Raw genomic sequence first — 17,818 nt, 5'->3', positions numbered from 1 at the left:
CGCACCGAGACAAGCCATGGCCCGCACGCTCTACGACAAGATCTGGGACGAACACGTCGTCCACACCGAAGAAGACGGCACCGCCGTTCTCTACATCGACCGCCACCTGGTGCACGAAGTCACCAGCCCGCAGGCCTACGAGGGCCTGCGCCAGGCCGGCCGCAAGGTCTGGCGCGTGAGCTCGGTGGTGGCCACGGCCGACCACAACACGCCCACCACGGGCTGGGAGCGCGGCTACGACGGCATCGCCGACCCGATCAGCAAAGAGCAGATCACCACGCTCGACGCCAACATCGCCGAGTTCGGTGCGGCGGCGTTCTTCCCCTTCCTGTCGCAGCGCCAGGGCATCGTGCACGTGATCGGCCCCGAGACCGGCGCCACCCTGCCCGGCATGACCGTGGTCTGCGGCGACTCGCACACCAGCACGCACGGCGCCTTCGGTGCACTGGCGCACGGCATCGGCACCAGCGAGGTCGAGCACGTGCTGGCCACGCAGACCCTGCTGGCCAAGAAGGCCAAGAACATGCTGATCAAGGTGGAAGGCGCCCTGGCCAAGGGCGTCACCGCCAAGGACGTCGTGCTCGCCATCATCGGCCGCATCGGCACCGCGGGCGGCACGGGCTACACCATCGAATTCGCGGGCAGCGCCATCCGCGGTCTGTCCATGGAAGGCCGCATGACGGTGTGCAACATGGCCATCGAGGCCGGTGCGCGCGCTGGTCTGGTGGCCGTGGACGACAAGACCATCGAGTACGTGAAGGGCCGCCCGCTGGCGCCCACCGGCGTCGAATGGGAGCAGGCCGTGGCCTACTGGCGCACGCTGCACTCCGACCCGGGGGCGCACTTCGACACCGTGGTCGAACTCGATGCGGCCCAGATCGTGCCGCAGGTCACCTGGGGCACCTCGCCCGAAATGGTGCTGGGCATCGACGCGCGCGTGCCCGATCCCGACAAGGAAAAGGACGCCAGCAAGCGCGGCGCCATCGAGCGCGCGCTGCAGTACATGGGCCTGGAGCCCGGCAAGCCGCTCAACGACATCTTTGTCGACAAGGTCTTCATCGGCTCGTGCACCAACAGCCGCATCGAAGACATGCGCGAGGCCGCGGCCATGGTGAAGAAGCTCGGCCAGAAAGTGGCCAAGAACGTCAAGCTCGCCATGGTGGTGCCGGGCTCGGGCCTGGTGAAGGCCCAGGCCGAGCGCGAAGGCCTGCACGAGATTTTCCGGGCCGCGGGCTTCGAATGGCGCGAGCCCGGCTGCAGCATGTGCCTGGCCATGAACGCCGACCGCCTCGAGCCCGGCGAGCGCTGCGCCTCCACCAGCAACCGCAACTTCGAAGGCCGCCAGGGCGCTGGCGGCCGCACCCACCTCGTGTCGCCCGCCATGGCGGCCGCCGCCGCGGTGCACGGTCATTTCGTCGACGTTCGAACCCTCGCCTGAACGCCTCCATTCCACCGTCCAAGGAGCATCGCATGAAGACCATCGCTTCCATCGCCGCGCTGGTGGCCCTGTGCATCGGCCTCACCGCCTGCAACACCTGGAGTGGCGTCAAGCAGGACGCCAAGGAAGTCGGCCAGGCCGCCGGCCGCGGCATCGAAAAAGCCGGCGAAAAGATCCAGGACGTCGCCAAGTAACGCCCCCACCATGCAGAAGTTCACCGTGCACAAGGGCCTCGTGGCCCCGATGGACCGCGAGAACGTCGACACCGACGCCATCATCCCCAAGCAGTTCCTCAAGTCGATCCGCAAGACGGGCTTCGGCCCCAACCTGTTCGACGAGTGGCGCTACCTCGACAAGGGCGAGCCGGGCCAGGACCCGGCCGCGCGCAAGCCCAACCCCGACTTCGTGCTCAACGAGCCGCGCTACGCGGGCGCGTCCATCCTGCTGGCGCGCAAGAACTTCGGTTGTGGTTCGAGCCGCGAGCACGCGCCCTGGGCCATCGAGCAGTACGGCTTTCGCGCGCTGATCGCGCCGAGCTTTGCCGACATCTTCTTCAACAACTGCTTCAAGAACGGCCTGCTGCCCATCGTGCTGCCCGAGACCACCGTGGCGCGGCTGTTCGATGAGGTGGCCGCCTTCCCGGGCTACGAGCTCAGCATCGACCTCGAGCGCCAGGTGATCGTCGAGCCGCAGGGCAATCAGATCCCCTTCGACGTGCAGCCTTTCCGCAAATACTGCCTGCTCAACGGGCTGGACGACATCGGCCTGACGCTGCGGCACAAGGACAAGATCACCCAGTTCGAAGCACAGCGCCTCGCCACCAAGCCCTGGCTGGCCCACACCCTCGCCGGCTGATTGCCCCACCCCATGAAAATTGCAGTTCTCCCCGGTGACGGCATCGGCACCGAAATCGTCGCCGAAGCGGTCAAGGTCCTCGACACGCTCGACCTGAAGTTCGAGATGGAAACCGCCCTGGTGGGCGGCGCGGCCTACGAGGCCCACGGCCATCCGCTGCCCGAATCCACGCTCAAGCTGGCCATGGCCGCCGACGCCGTGCTGTTCGGCGCCGTGGGCGACTGGAAGTACGACAAGCTCGACCGCCCGCTGCGCCCCGAGCAGGCCATCCTGGGCCTGCGCAAGCACATGGGCCTGTTTGCCAACTTCCGTCCCGCCATCTGCTACCCCGAGCTCGTGGGCGCCTCCAGCCTCAAACCCGAGGTGATCTCGGGCCTGGACATCCTCATCATCCGCGAGCTCACGGGCGACATCTACTTCGGCCAGCCGCGGGGCCGCCGCACCGCCGTCGACGGCCACTTCCCCGGTGCCGAAGAAGCCTTCGACACCATGCGCTACAGCAAGCCCGAGATCGAGCGCATCGCGCACGTGGCCTTCCAGGCCGCGCGCAAGCGCAACAAGAAGGTCACGAGCGTGGACAAGGCCAACGTGCTCGAGACCTTCCAGTTCTGGAAGGACGTGGTGACCGAGGTGCACGCCCAGTACCCCGACGTGGAGCTGGAGCACATGTACGTGGACAACGCCGCCATGCAACTGGTGCGCGCGCCCAAGAAGTTCGACGTGGTCGTGACCGGCAACATGTTCGGCGACATCCTGTCCGACGAGGCCTCAATGCTCACCGGCTCCATCGGCATGCTGCCTTCGGCCTCGCTGAACACCAAGAGCCAGGGCCTGTACGAACCGAGTCACGGCAGCGCGCCCGACATCGCGGGACAAGGCATCGCCAATCCTCTGGCTACAATCCTGTCCGCTGCCATGATGCTCCGTTTCTCTCTCAACCAGCCCGAAGCTGCCGCCCGCATTGAATCTGCGGTGGGCAGCGTGCTCGCGTCTGGCTTGCGCACGGCCGACATCTGGTCGCCTGGCACCACGAAGGTCAGCACCCGCGACATGGGTGACGCCGTCGTGGCCGCCATCACCAAAACCATTAAGGGCTGATCTCAGCTCCGGTTCGTCACGCCCACCCCCGGCACGACGAGCCGGGGGCAAACGGTTTTTCAACTGAAAAGGGCAATGTCATGACGAAACTCGTGGGACTCGTGGGCTGGCGCGGCATGGTCGGCTCCGTGCTGATGGACCGCATGGTCGAAGAAAAAGACTTCGACCTCATCGAACCCCTGTTCTTCTCCACCTCCAACGCCGGCGGCGCCGCCCCGGCCATGGCGAAGAACGAAACCAAGCTGCAGGACGCGCACGACATCGAGGCGCTCAAGCGCTGCGACATCGTCATCACCTGCCAGGGCGGCGACTACACCAACGAGGTGTTCCCCAAGCTGCGGGCCGCCGGCTGGAACGGCCACTGGATCGACGCCGCGTCCTCGCTGCGCATGAAGGACGACGCGGTCATCGTGCTCGACCCGGTCAACCTGCCCGTGATCCAGAACGCGCTGGCCAAGGGCGGGCGCAACTGGATCGGCGGCAACTGCACCGTGAGCTGCATGCTGATGGGCGTGGGCGCACTCTACAAAGCGGGTCTCGTGGAGTGGATGAGCACCCAGACCTACCAGGCCGCCAGCGGCGGTGGCGCCCAGCACATGCGCGAGCTGCTCACGCAGTACGGCACGCTCAACGCCGAGGTTCGCAGCCTGCTCGACGATCCCAAGAGCGCGATCCTCGAGATCGACCGCAAGGTGATCGCCAAGCAGCGCAACCTGTCCGACGCCGAGACCTCCAACTTCGGCGTGCCCCTGGGCGGCTCGCTCATTCCCTGGATCGACAAGGACCTGGGCAACGGCATGTCCAAGGAAGAGTGGAAGGGCATGGCCGAGACCAACAAGATCCTCGGCCAGGGCGAAGGTTTCGGCAGTGCCGCCGTGCCGGTCGACGGCTTCTGCGTGCGCGTGGGCGCCATGCGCTGCCACTCGCAGGCCCTGACCTTCAAGCTCAAGAAAGACGTGCCGCTGGCCGACATCGAATCCATGATCGCGGCCGACAACGCCTGGGTGAAGGTGGTGCCCAACACCCGCGAAGCCACGCTGCGCGACCTCACGCCCGTGGCCGTCACGGGCACCATGACCATCCCCGTGGGACGACTGCGCAAGATGGCCATGGGCCCCGAGTACCTGGGCGCCTTCACCATCGGCGACCAGCTGCTGTGGGGCGCGGCCGAGCCGCTGCGCCGCATGCTGCGCATCCTGCTGCAGGGCTGATCCGGCGGCGCCTCGACAAGGCATGGCCCCTGGTCACGTTGCACACCTGCAACGTGACCAGACGCACGTTCAGTGACGAGCGGTAGGCTCCGAAACTCAAGCGGATTCTCAGCTTGTAACCGTAATGCGTTGATGCTATGGTCAATTCTCGGATTTTGACGTCGAGGTAACAGTGCCAGCCCACCCCCGCCACACCCCATCGCCGCTGACTGCGCCCGTGTCAAAACGCACGGGCCGCCGCGGCCTTGCGAGCCTGCACGCGATCGCGGCCGCGGCGCTGGTGTCCACGCTGCTGCTGCAGCCCGGCGACGCGCAGGCGCTCGCCCTGGGTCGTGTGATCGTGCAGTCGGCGCTTGGCGAACCGCTGCGCGCCGAGATCGACGTCCCCGACATCACGCCCGCCGAAGCGTCGAGCCTGCGCATCGGCCTGGCCCCGAGCGCCACCTACCGCAGCGCCGGCGTCGAGATCAACCCCGCGCTCAGCCAGCTTGAAGTCACGCTGCAGCGCCGCGCCGATGGCCGTGCCTACCTGCGCCTGCGCAGCCCGAACCCGATCAACGACCCCTTCGTCGACCTGATCATCGAAGCCAACTGGGCCAGCGGCCGCCTGGTGCGCGACTACACGCTGCTGTTCGACCCGCCCAACCTTCGCGCGGCCACGCCCGCCCCGGCGCCGATCGCCCCGGTGACGCCTGCGCCGCGCGCGAGCGCGCCGGCCCCTGCGCCCGCTCCGGCCGTGGTGGCGCCCGCTCCGGCGCCCGCGGCCAGTGCACCCTCAGCAGCCCCCAGAGCCCCGGCCCCCGCAGCGGCCCCGGCCGGCGCCGACACGCCGCGCCAGGTGACCGTGCAGCGCGGCGACACGGCCGGCCGCATCGCTGCCCAGAACAAGCCCGCTGGCGTGTCGCTCGATCAGGTGCTGGTCGCGATGCTGCAGGCCAATCCCAATGCCTTCATCGACGGCAACGTCAACCGCATCCGCGCCGGTGCCGTGATCGATCTGCCCGGCCGTGAAGCCGCCGCCGCGGTGAACGCCACCGAGGCGCGCCAGACCATCGCCGCCCAAAGCCGCGACTTCGACGAGTACCGCCGCCGGCTGGCGGGTTCGGCGCCCGCCGCGCAGGTCGAGGCCGCCGACCGCCGTGCCGCCGGCCGCGTGCAGACCGAGGTGCAGGACCGCGCGGCACCCGCGCCATCGAGCGACCGCCTCACGCTCAGCCAACCGCAGGGCGGGGCCGCGGGTGAAGCCAAGATCGCCCAGCAGCGCCAGGCGCAGGACGCGGCACAGCGCTCGGCCGAGCTGAGCCGCAACATCGAAGAACTGTCCAAGCTGGGGCAGCAGGCGGCCGCGCCTGCGGCACCGGCACCGGCACCGGCGGCCGCACCGGCTGCACCCGCCGCACCGGCCCCTGCCGCTCAGGCGCCTGCAGCAGCCCCCGCGCCCGCTGCCCCGGCCCCGGCCCCGGCGGCCGAAGCGCCTGCTGCCGCACCGGCACCTGCGCCCGCCGCCGAAGCACCGGCCGCCGCACCGGCGCCCGCCCCCGCAGCGCCCACGGTCACGGCCCCGACGCCGCCCGCGCCGCCCGCACCGGCGGGCGACGAACCCGGCTTCTTCGGCAGCCTCACCGAAAACCCGCTGCTGCTGCCCGCCGCGGGCGGCCTGCTGGCCCTGCTCGCGGGCCTGGGTCTGTGGCGCGTGCGCCAGCGCAAGACGGCGTCCAACGTCGACAGCTCCTTCCTCGAAAGCCGCCTGCAACCCGACTCGTTCTTCGGCTCCAGCGGTGGCCAGCGCATCGACACCGCGGAGGCATCGGCCTCGGGCTCGTCCATGGTCTATTCGCCCAGCCAGCTCGACGCGGCGGGCGACGTCGACCCGGTGGCCGAGGCCGACGTGTACCTCGCTTATGGCCGCGACCTGCAGGCCGAGGAGATCCTCAAGGAAGCGATGCGCAGCACGCCCACGCGCGTGGCCATCCACACCAAGCTGCTCGAGATCTACGCCAAGCGCCGCGACGCGCGCGCGTTCGAGGTCGTCGCCAGCGAGGCCTTCGGGCTCACACAGGGCATGGGCGCCGAATGGGAGCGCGCCTGCGAGCTGGGCCGCGAACTCGATCCCGGCAACCCGCTGTACCAGCCGGGGGGCCACCCGGTGTCCAAGCCCGGCGCCGCCGGCACGGCCACCATGGGGCTGCACCCCGCGCCCTTCGCACCGAGCACCGTCAACATGGTGGCCGGCGCGGGGGCGGCCGCGGGCGCTGCAGGCGCGCTCGACCTCGACCTCGATTTCTCGCTCGATGAAAGCCCCGCCGCGCCCGAATCGCGGCCGCCCGAATCGCCCACCTCCAACCTCGACGACCTCGAGGCCACGGCAGCGCTCACGGCCGAGCCCGCCGCCAGTGGCCCGCCGTCGATGTTCGACCTCGACGACCTGCCCGACCCCTCGCCCGCGGTGCACGAGCGCGCCGAGACCGCACCCGTGACGCTCGAAGTGCCCAGCCTCGATCTGGACAACAGCGACCCGGTCGTGGCCGAGCCGAATTTCGACCTCGACCTGGGCGAGCCGCTTGCACCGCCTGCGGTGGCGGCCGAACCCACACCCGTGTCGGGCATGATGGACTTCAACCTCGGCGACCTGAACCTCGATCTCGGCGACGGCACGGGCAAGGCGCCTGAAACCGAAACGGTGGCCCCCACGCCGGCCGAACTCACCGAGGAGAACCCGCTCGAGACCAAGCTCTCGCTGGCCGAGGAATTCCGCGCCATTGGCGACTTCGAAGGCGCGCGCTCGCTCGCCGAAGAGGTGCTGGCCGAGGCCTCGGGCCCGCTCAAGTCCAAGGCCAGCACCTTCCTGGCCGACCTGGCCTGACGCCATCGCTTGACCGTCACCGACGTCCCCTCCCCCGCCACGCCCAGCCCGATGCAACGCATCGCGCTGGGCGTGAGCTTTAACGGCCGGCCTTTCGATGGCTGGCAGAGCCAGCCCAGCGGCAACACGGTGCAGGACCACCTCGAACAGGCCCTGGCCCGCTTCTGCGACCGCCCCGGCGTGAACACCCTGTGCGCCGGCCGCACCGACGCCGGCGTGCACGGCCTCATGCAAGTGGTGCACTTCGATACCCCGCTGCGGCGCAGCGAGTACGCCTGGGTGCGCGGCACCAACAGCTTCCTGCCGCCCGAAATCGCGGTGCAGTGGGCGCGTGAGGTGCCTGCGGCCTTTCACGCGCGCGCCAGCGCGGTGGCGCGGCGCTACGCCTACGTGCTGCTCGAATCGCCCGTGCGGCCCAGCGTGGACAACGGCCAGGTGGGCTGGGTGTTCCGCCCGCTGTCGCAGCCGGCCATGCAGGCCGCGGCCGACGCGCTGCTGGGCGAACACGACTTCACCTCCTTTCGCGCCTCGCAGTGCCAGGCGCACACGCCGGTGAAAACGCTGCGCCGCATCGAGATTTCGCGCCGCGGCGCCTACTGGCGCTTCGAGTTCGAGGCCAACGCCTTCCTGCACCACATGATCCGCAACATCATGGGCTGCCTGATCGCCATCGGCAGCGGCAACCGCCCGCCCGAATGGATGGCCGAGGTGCTGGCCGCGCGCAGTCGCGACGCCGCCGCGCCCACCTTCTCCCCCGACGGCCTGTACTTTCTTGGCCCGGTCTACGATGCCGCCTGGGGCCTGCCCGAGCGCACCCCCGCTTTCGACTGGCTGCCATGACCCTCCCCCCGCACCGCACCCGCATCAAGTTCTGCGGCCTCACGCGCGAGGCCGACGTGGACGCGGCCGTGCAAGCCGGCGCCGACGCCGTGGGCTTCGTGCTCTACCCGCCCAGCCCGCGCTTCGTGACGCCCGAGCGCGCGGGCGAGCTGGCGCGCCGCCTGCCTGCCTTCGTCACGCCGGTGCTGCTGTTCGTCAACGCGCAGGCCGACGAGATCGCGCGCGGCGTGCAGGCCGTGCCCCAGGCCCTGCTGCAGTTCCATGGCGACGAATCCCCCGCCGACTGTGCTGCGCCGGCACGGCCCTACCTGCGCGCCGCGCGCATCCCGACCGGTGAAGCGGGGAAAAGCTTCGATCTCCTACAATTCGCCGACCGCTTCGCCTCCGCGCAGGCCATCCTGCTCGACGCCCACGTCGAGGGCTTCGGGGGCGGCGGCCAATCCTTCGACTGGACGGTCTTCCCTTGGTCACACCCGCGTCTAAACGCCAGCTCTCGCCTCGTTTTGTCTGGTGGACTCACGCCTGCAAACGTGACCGATGGCATTCGCCTCGTGCGGCCCTGGGCCGTTGACGTGAGTTCCGGCATCGAGGTGTCCAAGGGCATCAAGAGCGCCGACCTGATGCAGGCCTTCGTGGCCGCCGTGCGCGCCGCCGATGCGGCGCCCCTCCGACCGAGCTGAACCCCGCACCGGGGACAGCCGGGCCACCCCCGACAGGATTTCCCCATGCAGACCCCTTACCAGCAACCCGACGCCCGCGGCCACTTCGGCATCTACGGCGGCAGCTTCGTGAGCGAAACGCTCACCCACGCGATCAACGAACTCAAGGCCGCGTACGCGAAGTACCAGCACGACCCCGAGTTCCTGGCCGAATTCCGGCGCGAGCTCGCGCACTTCGTGGGCCGGCCCAGCCCGGTCTACCACGCCGCGCGCACCAGCCGCGAGATGGGCGGCGCGCAGATCTTCCTCAAGCGCGAAGACCTCAACCACACGGGCGCGCACAAGGTCAACAACACCATCGGCCAGGCCATGCTGGCGCGCCGCATGGGCAAGCCGCGCATCATTGCCGAGACCGGCGCCGGCCAGCACGGCGTGGCCACGGCCACCATCTGCGCGCGCTACGGCCTCGAATGCGTGGTCTACATGGGCAGCGAAGACGTCAAGCGCCAGAGCCCCAACGTCTACCGCATGAAGCTGCTCGGCGCCACCGTGGTGCCTGTGGAAAGCGGCAGCAAGACGCTCAAAGACGCGCTCAACGAGGCCATGCGCGACTGGGTCGCCAACGTGGACAACACCTTCTACATCATCGGCACCGTGGCCGGCCCGCACCCCTACCCGATGATGGTGCGCGACTTCCAGAGCGTGATCGGCGAGGAATGCATCAAGCAGATGCCCGAGATGCTGCGTGACGCCGGTTGCAGCGGCGAGCAGCCTGATGCGGTGGTGGCCTGCGTGGGCGGCGGCAGCAACGCCATGGGCATCTTCCACCCCTACATTCCCTTCGAGGGCACGCGCCTGATCGGCGTCGAGGCCGCGGGCGAAGGCCTGGACAGCGGCAAGCATTCGGCCTCGCTGCAAAAAGGCAGCCCCGGCGTGCTGCACGGCAACCGCACCTACGTGCTGCAGGACGACAACGGCCAGGTCACCGAAACGCACAGCGTGAGCGCGGGCCTGGACTACCCGGGCGTTGGCCCCGAACACGCCTTCCTCAAGGACATCGGCCGCGCCGAGTACGTCGGCATCACCGATGCCGAAGCCCTCGACGCCTTCCACTACCTGTGCCGCACCGAGGGCATCATCCCCGCCCTCGAATCGAGCCACGCCGTGGCCCACGCGCTCAAGCTCGCCAAAACCATGAAGCCCACGCAATCCATCCTGGTCAACCTTTCGGGCCGTGGCGACAAGGACATCGGCACCGTGGCCGATCTGGCCAAGGCCGACTTCTATTGCCGCCCGAGCTGCCGCGGCCAGTCGGTCAAGGGAGGCGAAGCCACCATCGAGGTGAAGCGATGAGCCGCATCCAGCCCACGCTGTCGGCCCTGCAGGCGCAGGGCCGCAAGGCGCTCATTCCCTACGTCACGGCCGGCTTCCCGTATGCCGACATCACGGTCGACCTCATGCACGGCATGGCCGAAGCGGGCGCCGACGTGATCGAGCTCGGCGTGCCCTTCTCCGACCCCTCGGCCGACGGCCCCGTGATCCAGAAGGCGGGCGACCGGGCGCTGGCGGCCGGCATCGGCCTGGTGCAGGTGCTGGCCATGGTCAAGCGCTTCCGCGAGCGCAACCAGAACACCCCGGTGGTGCTCATGGGCTACGCCAACCCGGTGGAGCGCTACGACCAGAAACACGGCGCCGGCGCCTTCGTGAACGACGCCGCCGATGCGGGCGTGGACGGCGTGCTGGTGGTCGACTACCCGCCCGAGGAGTGCGAGGACTTCGCGCAGGCCCTGCGCGCGCGCGGCATGGACCTGATCTTCCTGCTCGCCCCCACCTCCACCGACGAACGCATGGCCCAGGTGGCGCGCGTGGCCAGCGGCTACGTGTACTACGTGTCGCTCAAGGGCGTGACGGGCGCGGGCACGCTCGACGTGGGGCAGGTCGAGGCCATGCTGCCGCGTATCCGCCAGCACGTGAGCATTCCCGTGGGCGTGGGTTTCGGCATCCGCGACGCCGACACCGCGCGCGCCATCGGCCGCAGCGCCGACGCCGTGGTGATCGGCAGCAAGCTGATCCAGCTCATCGAGGACGAGCCCCACGAAAAGGTGGTGCCCGTCGCCGTCCAGTTCCTGCGCACCATCCGAAAAGCGCTGGACGCATAATCCGCCCTCCTCCCCTGGAGTACCGCATGTCCTGGCTCGAAAAACTGCTCCCCCCCAAGATCTCCCCCACCGACCCCACCGAGCGCCGCAGCGTGCCCGAAGGCCTGTGGGTGAAATGCCCGAGCTGCGAGGCCGTTCTGTACAAGAACGACCTCGAGAAGAACCAGAACGTGTGCCCCCACTGCTCGCACCACCACCGCATCGGTGCGCGCGCGCGCCTCAACGCCTTCCTCGACGCCGAGGGCCGCTACGAGATCGGGCAGGAGGTGCTGCCCGTGGACGCGCTGAAGTTCAAGGACAGCCGCAAGTACCCCGAGCGCCTGAAAGAAGCCCTGGAGAGCACCGGCGAGACCGACGCGCTGATCGTCATGGGCGGCGCGGTCAAGGGCATCAGCCTGGTGGCCGCGTGCTTCGAGTTCGATTTCATGGGCGGCTCCATGGGCTCGGTGGTCGGCGAGCGCTTCGTGCGCGGCGTCGAGGAAGCCATCGCGCAGAAGGTGCCCTTCCTGTGCTTCACCGCCACCGGCGGTGCGCGCATGCAGGAGGGCCTGCTCTCGCTGATGCAGATGGCCAAGACCAACGCCGCGCTCACGCGCCTGGCCAAGAAGGGCCTGCCCTACATCAGCGTGCTCACCGACCCCACCATGGGCGGCGTGAGCGCCGGCTTCGCCTTCGTGGGCGACGTGGTCATCGCCGAGCCCAAGGCCCTGATCGGCTTCGCGGGCCCACGCGTGATCGAGAACACCGTGCGCGTGAAGCTGCCCGAGGGCTTCCAGCGTGCCGAATTCCTGCAGACCAAGGGCGCGGTCGATTTCATCTGCGACCGCCGCGAACTCGCGGGCACCGTGGCCAACCTGCTGGCCATGCTGCAGCGCCAGAGCGCCGACGCGGTGGTGAACGATTGAGCAGCGGCCCGGCGGCCGAAGCACTCAAGCTCTCGCAGCTGCCCCTTTTCCCGTTGCAGACCGTCCTGTTCCCGGGCGGCTGGTTGCCGTTGCGCATCTTCGAGGTGCGCTACCTCGACATGATCGGCCGCTGCCACAAGGCGGGCGCGCCCTTCGGCGTGGTCTGCCTGAGCCAGGGCAGCGAGGTGCGCCGGCTCGACCCGGGCGCGCCGCCCGGGGGTGACGGCTTCGCCAAAGAGGTGTTCCACCCGGTCGGTGTGCTGGCGCAGATCGAATCGCTCGAAAAGCCTCAACCCGGCCTGTTCATGATCCGCTGCCGCGGCCTGCAGCGCTTCGAGGTGATGCGCCGCAGCCAGTTGCCGCACGGCCTGTGGGTGGCCGACGTGGCCCTGCAGCCCGCCGACACAGCCGTGGCACCGCCCGACGAATTGCGCCCCACGGTCGAAGGCCTGCGGCGCGTGCTCGCCAACCTGCAGGAGCGCCACGCCGACGCGCTCGACCAGCTGCCGATCCAGCCGCCCTACCTCTGGGACGACGCGGGCTGGGTGGCCAACCGCTGGGCCGAGCTGCTGCCCACGGCACCCGAGCTCAAGCAGCGCCTGATGGCGCTCGACAACCCCCTGCTGCGGCTCGAACTCGTGGCCGACCTGCTCGAAAAGCTCGGTCTCGACCGCTGAGGCCCTGCGGGCCCCGCCCTCAGGGCAGCAGCGACAGCGCGTGCATGTAGCGCGCGCTCACCATCAGCTCGTCCCAGGGCATGGCCGGCCCGGCCGGCAGCAGCGCGCGCCGGCGCTCGTCGCTGGCCGGCGAGGGCTGCCAGTCGCCCTGCACCACGGCGCGCGACAAGGCCTCGATCGCCTCGTCGATCGGCCGTCCGCCGTCGACCACGCTCTGGTTGCACAGCAGCACCATGTCGCAGCCCGCCGAGAGCGCGGCCAGCGCGGCCTCGCCGAAGCTCACCGGGCGGCCTTCGATCTCGCGCGCCGCGGCCATGCCGAGGTCGTCGCTGAACACCGCACCGGTGAAGCCCAGGCGATCGCGCAGCACGTCCTGCAGCCAACGCGCCGAAAAGCCCGCGGGCCGGCGATCGACCTTGGGGTAGATCACGTGCGCGGGCATCACCGCGCTCAGGCTCGCCGACAGCCAGGCGTAGGGCTGGGCATCGTCGGCCAGGATGGCCTTGAGCGAACGCGGATCGCGCGGGATTTCGTGGTGCGTGTCGCCCTGCACGTGGCCGTGACCGGGAAAGTGCTTGCCGCAGTTGGCCATGCCGGCCTGGCGCATGCCGTGCATGAGCCCCTGTGCGAGCAGGCCCACCACGCGCGGGTCGCGGCCGAAGGCGCGGTTGCCGATGACCGAATTGCCCACGTGGTCGAGGTCGAGCACGGGCGCGAAGCTGAGGTCGACGCCGCAGGCGCGCAGCTCGGCGCCCAGCACATAACCGGCCGCAGTGGCCGCGTTGACCGCGCGCATGGCGGCGTCGCCGTCGCCCGCGCCCGACCGCCACAGCTCGCCGAAGGCGGCCATGGGCGGCAGGGGCGTGAAGCCGTCGGTGCGGAAGCGCTGCACCCGGCCGCCTTCGTGGTCCACGGTGATCAGCAGGTCTTCGCGCACGGCCTTGATCTCGGCGCACAGCGCACTGAGCTGGGCGCGGTCGCGCCAGTTGCGGCCGAACAGCGTCAGGCCGCCCACGATCGGGTGCGCGAGGCGCTGGCGGTCGCTGTCGGTGAGCGCGTGGCCGGCGATGTCGATGAGGAGCGGGGCGTGCAGTGTCATGGGGTGCGGGAGTCGGTCTGTTCAACGACGACGAAACTTGCGGCGTAGTCGGTCTCGTCGGTCACGGTCACGTGGGCGCGCAGGCCGCGGGCTTCGAACCAGGTCTTGAGTTCGCCGTGCAGCACGATCACGGGCTGGCCGCTGGGGAGGTTGGCGATCTCGCAGCGTCGCCAGCTCATGGGCATGCGCATGCCCAGGCCGATGGCCTTGGAGAAGGCCTCCTTGGCCGAGAAGCGCGTGGCCAGGTAGCTCAGGCCGCGCGCGGGCCAGCGCGCGCGGCGCCGTTCCCAGACCGCGTACTCGGCGTCGCTGAGCACCTTGCGCGCGAAGCGATCGCCCTGGCGCTCGAAGGTGGCACGCACGCGGCGCAGGTCGCAGATGTCGGTGCCGATGCCGTAGATCATGCGAAGGCGTCGGCGATGCAGCGGTTGTAGGCGCGGATGGTCTCGGCATAGCCGAGCTCGAGCGCATCGGCGATCAGCGCGTGGCCGATCGAGACCTCGCTCACGCCGGGCACGGCGCGCAGGAAGTCGGTGAGGTTGTCGCGGTTGAGGTCGTGCCCCGCGTTCACACCCAGGCCGGCGTCGAGCGCAGCCTGGGCGGCCTGCGCGAAGCGGCGCAGCTGCGCGTCGCGCGCGGGCGTGGCGTGGGCGGCCGCGTAGGGCTCGGTGTAGAGCTCGATGCGGTCGGCCCCGACGGCCCGGGCCGCGGCCATCTGGTCGGCCTCGGCGTCCATGAACAGGCTCACGCGCACGCCCAGCGCGCGGCACTCGTCGATCAGCGGGCGCAGCCGCCCGGCGTCGTCGGGGAAGCGCCAGCCATGGTCGCTCGTGAACTGGCCCTCGGCATCGGGCACGAAGGTCGCCTGCTGCGGGCGCAGCGCGCGCACGAAGTCCATGAGGTTGTGGAAGGGGTTGCCCTCGATGTTGAACTCGCGATCGGGCCAGGCCTTGAGCAGCGCGGCGAGGTCGTGCACGTCGTGCGCGCGGATGTGGCGCTCGTCGGGCCGCGGGTGCACGGTGATGCCGGCGGCACCGGCCTCGAGGCACAGCGTGGCCGCGCGCGTGACCGAGGGGATGCCCAGGTGGCGCGTGTTGCGCACCAGGGCGACCTTGTTGAGGTTGACCGACAGCGCGGTGCGGGCATGGGCCATGCTCAGGTCTCGTTCGAAGGGGGAGGAGCACTGCCGCGGCGGCGCGCGAGCGCCTGCACGTCGAGCAGCATCTGGCGCGTGCGGAACACGCGCACGCCACCATGGTAGTGCAGCAGGTTTCGCAACGGGATGCGCAGCACCGAAGCCACCTCGGCGCAGGCCTGCATCACGGGCACGAAGGGCGCGGGCTCGTCGAGCGCAGCCTGCAGCGCCAGCCAGTGCGCCGCGGGCAGCGGATGGTGGTCGTCGTCGTGCGCGAGGCGCAGGCCCGCCTCGGGCAACAGCACGTAGGCCGCGCCGGCGTCGAGCGGGGCGAAGGTCTGGCCTTCGCTCGCGAGGTCGGGCAGCTGGCCGGTGTCGCGCAGCAGCAGCAGCTCGAAGGCGCGTACCACCACGGCCTGTGCCTCGGGGCGCTCGGCCAGCAGTTGCACGGCGGTGGTGAAGTGGTCGAACAGGCGCGGGTGCGGGTCGTCGCGCGCGAGCAGGCGCATCAGCAGCTCGTTGAGGTAGGCGCCCGCGATCAGCGCGTCGCCGGTCGGCATCACGTGGCCGCCGCGCCATTGCGCGGCCTTGAGCGCACGCACCTCGGCCTCGCCGGTCCAGGTGATCTGCAAAGGCTGCAGCGGCAGCAGCACGGGGCGGAATTGCGAGGTGGGCCGCTTCACGCCCTTGGCCACCAGTGCGATGCGCCCGTGGTGGCGGGTGAACACCTCCAGCACCAGGCTGGACTCGCTCCAGTCGTAGCGGTGCAGTACGAAGGCGGGTTCGTCGACGGTGCGGCGGGCCGTGCTCACTCGTAGCCGAACGATCGCACGCGGGCGTCGTCGTCCGCCCAACCGGAGCGGACCTTCACCCACAGCTCGAGGAACACCTTGCCGCCCCAGAGCTTTTCGAGCTCCACGCGCGCCTCGGTGCCGATGCGCTTGAGCTTCTCGCCCTTGTCGCCGATGACCATGCCCTTGTGGCCTTCGCGCTCCACCACGATGGTGGCGGCGATGCGGCGCAGCTGGCCCTCCTCCTCGAAGCGGTCGATCACCACGGTGGAGGTGTAGGGCAGTTCGTCGCCGGTCAGGCGGAACAGCTTCTCGCGCACCATCTCGGCGGCCATGAAGCGCTCGCTGCGATCGGTCAGGTCTTCGGGGTCGTGGATCCAGGGCTGCTGCGGCAGGTACTTCTCGCAGATGCCGAACAGGCGCTCGATGTCCTTGGGCGCCTTGGCCGACATGGGCACGAACTCGGCGAAGGGGTGGCGCTCCTGCATGGACCGCAGCCACGGCGCAAGCTCACCGCGGCGGTGCACCTGGTCGAGCTTGTTGGCCAGCAGCACCACGGGCACGCTGGGCGGCAGCAGCGACAGCACTTTGGCATCGGCCAGGTTGAAGTGCCCGGCCTCGACCACGAAGAGGATCAGGTCGACATCGGCCACCGCGCCCAGCACGGTCTTGTTGAGCGAGCGGTTGAGCGCATTGCCGTGGCGCGTCTGGAAGCCCGGCGTGTCCACGAAGATGAATTGCGAGGCCGCGACCGTGCGGATGCCGGTGATGCGGTGGCGCGTGGTCTGCGCCTTGCGCGAGGTGATGCTTACCTTCTGGCCCACGAGCGCGTTGAGCAGCGTGGACTTGCCCACGTTGGGCTTGCCGACGATGGCGACGTAGCCGCAGCGCTGGGTGGCGGGGTCGACCTCGACCGGCGCGGCCGCCTCGGGGGCGGCCTTGCCGAGGGCACGCGCGAGCATGGCCTCGAGGTCGGTGTCGGCGGGGGCGGGAGCGGGGGTGTTGGCCATGGGTGGGTTCAAGCGGGCTTGGCCTGAAGGTGTTGCAACATGGCCGCGGCGGCCGCCTGTTCGCCGGCCCGGCGCGACGCGCCGATGCCGCGTTCGCTGTGGCCGGTTTCCTGCACGGTGCACTCCACGTCGAAGGTCTGTTTGTGGGCCTCGCCCAGCGTGGCCACCACGCGGTACACAGGCAGCTTCATCTTGCGCGCCTGCAGCCACTCCTGCAACTCGGTTTTCGGGTCTTTGCCGAGCGCGCTCATGCGCGTGTTGAGCTCGACGCCGGCGTACAGGCGGCGCACCAGGGCCGCCGCGGGTTCGTAGCCGCCGTCGAGGAACACCGAGCCGATCACCGCTTCGAGCGCGTCGGCCAGGATCGAGGGGCGCTTGTGCCCGCCCGAGCGCTTCTCGCCGTCACCCAGGCGCAGGGCGTGCGACAGGCCCAGGGCCTGGGCCAGTTCGAACAGCGTGTCCTGCTTGACCAGGTTGGCGCGCACGCGCGAGAGATCGCCTTCGGGCAAGGCGCCGAGCTTCTCGAACAGCAGGCCCGAGATGGCGAGGTTGAGCACCGAGTCGCCCAGGAATTCCAGGCGCTCGTTGTGATCGGCGCTGAAGCTGCGGTGGGTCAGCGCCCGCTCGAGCAGGCGGGGATTGGCAAAGCGGTGCTGCAGGCGGGCCTGCAGCGCAAGCAGTTCGGAATTCAAACGGTCCAGCGGGCCCGGCTCACTTGGAGCGGCCCTTGTATTTCATGACCAGCCAGGCGGGGCCGGCGAGGTGGATCTCGCGCACGTAGTCGAAGGACACGACCACGCGGTCGCCCTCCTTGCCCACCGTGAGGTCCTTGGCCGTGATGGTGCGGATGTCGTCGATGGTGGCGGCCTTGTCGAAAAGGTCGCGCACCTCGGCCACGGTGGAGCCGCCCGATGCCTTGTTCACGGCCTTCTGCACGGCCATGTACTCGAGGTAGGTGGGAAACACCTGGGCGGCCACCAGGCCCGCCAGTGCCAGCAGCACACCCACCACCACCAGGCCCACAAAGGTCAGCCCTTGTTGCTGCCGCTTGAGCTTCATACGCAGTTCTCCCGGGGAG

General features: G+C 69.8%; 19 protein-coding genes. 12 read left to right on the top strand and 7 right to left on the bottom strand.

Annotated features, from left to right (window positions below):
* Positions 1-16: 16 nt before the first annotated feature.
* The 12 genes from leuC (at position 17) to WDZ95_RS20730 (ending at position 12,705) form a co-directional block, all read left to right on the top strand.
* Positions 17-1,438: a 3-isopropylmalate dehydratase large subunit gene (gene leuC / locus WDZ95_RS20785; protein ID WP_425781313.1), complete on the top strand. Its 1,422-nt coding sequence runs from the start codon at positions 17-19 to the stop codon at positions 1,436-1,438.
* A gap of 32 nt (positions 1,439-1,470) precedes the next feature.
* The gene (locus WDZ95_RS20780; protein WP_166223941.1) at positions 1,471-1,632 is read left to right on the top strand and encodes an entericidin EcnAB; all 162 of its coding nucleotides are present in this window, start codon (positions 1,471-1,473) and stop codon (positions 1,630-1,632) included.
* A gap of 10 nt (positions 1,633-1,642) precedes the next feature.
* Positions 1,643-2,293, top strand: a complete 651-nt coding sequence (leuD, locus tag WDZ95_RS20775; RefSeq protein ID WP_166223938.1) for a 3-isopropylmalate dehydratase small subunit — start codon at positions 1,643-1,645, stop codon at positions 2,291-2,293.
* Positions 2,294-2,305: 12 nt separating this feature from the next.
* The gene (gene leuB / locus WDZ95_RS20770; RefSeq protein ID WP_166223935.1) at positions 2,306-3,391 is read left to right on the top strand and encodes a 3-isopropylmalate dehydrogenase; all 1,086 of its coding nucleotides are present in this window, start codon (positions 2,306-2,308) and stop codon (positions 3,389-3,391) included.
* An 80-nt stretch (positions 3,392-3,471) separates the two neighbouring features.
* On the top strand, positions 3,472-4,602 hold the full coding sequence (asd, locus tag WDZ95_RS20765) for an aspartate-semialdehyde dehydrogenase (protein WP_425781310.1): 1,131 nt from the start codon (positions 3,472-3,474) through the stop codon (positions 4,600-4,602).
* A gap of 217 nt (positions 4,603-4,819) precedes the next feature.
* Entirely contained in the window at positions 4,820-7,465 is a 2,646-nt protein-coding gene (locus WDZ95_RS20760; RefSeq protein WP_425781308.1) for a FimV/HubP family polar landmark protein, read from the top strand.
* Positions 7,466-7,516: 51 nt separating this feature from the next.
* Positions 7,517-8,305: a tRNA pseudouridine(38-40) synthase TruA gene (gene truA, locus WDZ95_RS20755; protein ID WP_166223930.1), complete on the top strand. Its 789-nt coding sequence runs from the start codon at positions 7,517-7,519 to the stop codon at positions 8,303-8,305.
* Positions 8,302-8,985: a phosphoribosylanthranilate isomerase gene (locus WDZ95_RS20750; protein ID WP_425781306.1), complete on the top strand. Its 684-nt coding sequence runs from the start codon at positions 8,302-8,304 to the stop codon at positions 8,983-8,985. The genes truA and WDZ95_RS20750 overlap by 4 nt, the downstream gene beginning before the upstream one ends.
* Before the next feature lie 45 nt (positions 8,986-9,030).
* Positions 9,031-10,317, top strand: coding sequence for a tryptophan synthase subunit beta (gene trpB / locus WDZ95_RS20745; RefSeq protein WP_425781304.1), 1,287 nt, complete (start codon positions 9,031-9,033; stop codon positions 10,315-10,317).
* Positions 10,314-11,123, top strand: a complete 810-nt coding sequence (trpA, locus tag WDZ95_RS20740) for a tryptophan synthase subunit alpha (protein ID WP_166223921.1) — start codon at positions 10,314-10,316, stop codon at positions 11,121-11,123. Before trpB ends, trpA begins: the two co-directional genes overlap by 4 nt.
* Positions 11,124-11,149: 26 nt before the next feature.
* Positions 11,150-12,028 (top strand): acetyl-CoA carboxylase, carboxyltransferase subunit beta, encoded by an 879-nt coding sequence (accD, locus tag WDZ95_RS20735; protein WP_166223918.1) that lies wholly within the window; start codon positions 11,150-11,152, stop codon positions 12,026-12,028.
* Positions 12,025-12,705, top strand: a complete 681-nt coding sequence (locus WDZ95_RS20730; protein ID WP_166223915.1) for an LON peptidase substrate-binding domain-containing protein — start codon at positions 12,025-12,027, stop codon at positions 12,703-12,705. Before accD ends, WDZ95_RS20730 begins: the two co-directional genes overlap by 4 nt.
* A gap of 19 nt (positions 12,706-12,724) precedes the next feature.
* On the opposite strand, the gene nagZ is transcribed toward WDZ95_RS20730, so the two are convergent.
* Genes nagZ through WDZ95_RS20695 form a run of 7 tightly spaced genes read right to left on the bottom strand, consistent with a single transcriptional unit; the run spans position 12,725 to position 17,799 of the window.
* Positions 12,725-13,804, bottom strand: coding sequence for a beta-N-acetylhexosaminidase (gene nagZ, locus WDZ95_RS20725; RefSeq protein WP_425781301.1), 1,080 nt, complete (start codon positions 13,802-13,804; stop codon positions 12,725-12,727).
* Complete coding sequence (gene acpS / locus WDZ95_RS20720) at positions 13,801-14,208, bottom strand: holo-ACP synthase (protein ID WP_425781299.1); 408 nt, start codon at positions 14,206-14,208, stop codon at positions 13,801-13,803. Before acpS ends, nagZ begins: the two co-directional genes overlap by 4 nt.
* Positions 14,205-14,957 carry a pyridoxine 5'-phosphate synthase gene (locus WDZ95_RS20715; RefSeq protein WP_425781297.1) on the bottom strand — a complete coding sequence of 251 codons (753 nt, stop codon included), beginning with the start codon at positions 14,955-14,957 and terminating at the stop codon, positions 14,205-14,207. The genes acpS and WDZ95_RS20715 overlap by 4 nt, the downstream gene beginning before the upstream one ends.
* A gap of 2 nt (positions 14,958-14,959) precedes the next feature.
* Positions 14,960-15,751, bottom strand: coding sequence for a DNA repair protein RecO (recO, locus tag WDZ95_RS20710; RefSeq protein ID WP_166223903.1), 792 nt, complete (start codon positions 15,749-15,751; stop codon positions 14,960-14,962).
* Entirely contained in the window at positions 15,748-16,740 is a 993-nt protein-coding gene (gene era / locus WDZ95_RS20705; RefSeq protein WP_425781295.1) for a GTPase Era, read from the bottom strand. The genes recO and era overlap by 4 nt, the downstream gene beginning before the upstream one ends.
* Positions 16,741-16,748: 8 nt before the next feature.
* On the bottom strand, positions 16,749-17,432 hold the full coding sequence (gene rnc, locus WDZ95_RS20700; RefSeq protein WP_425781293.1) for a ribonuclease III: 684 nt from the start codon (positions 17,430-17,432) through the stop codon (positions 16,749-16,751).
* A gap of 19 nt (positions 17,433-17,451) precedes the next feature.
* Complete coding sequence (locus tag WDZ95_RS20695) at positions 17,452-17,799, bottom strand: DUF4845 domain-containing protein (RefSeq protein ID WP_166223894.1); 348 nt, start codon at positions 17,797-17,799, stop codon at positions 17,452-17,454.
* Between the last annotated feature and the right edge of the window lie 19 nt (positions 17,800-17,818).

The sequence above is a fragment of the Hydrogenophaga sp. T2 genome (assembly GCF_049843535.1).
In the GTDB taxonomy this organism is placed as follows: Bacteria; Pseudomonadota; Gammaproteobacteria; order Burkholderiales; family Burkholderiaceae_C; genus Hydrogenophaga; species Hydrogenophaga crocea.
This window is presented reverse-complemented; position numbering and strand designations above follow the sequence as displayed.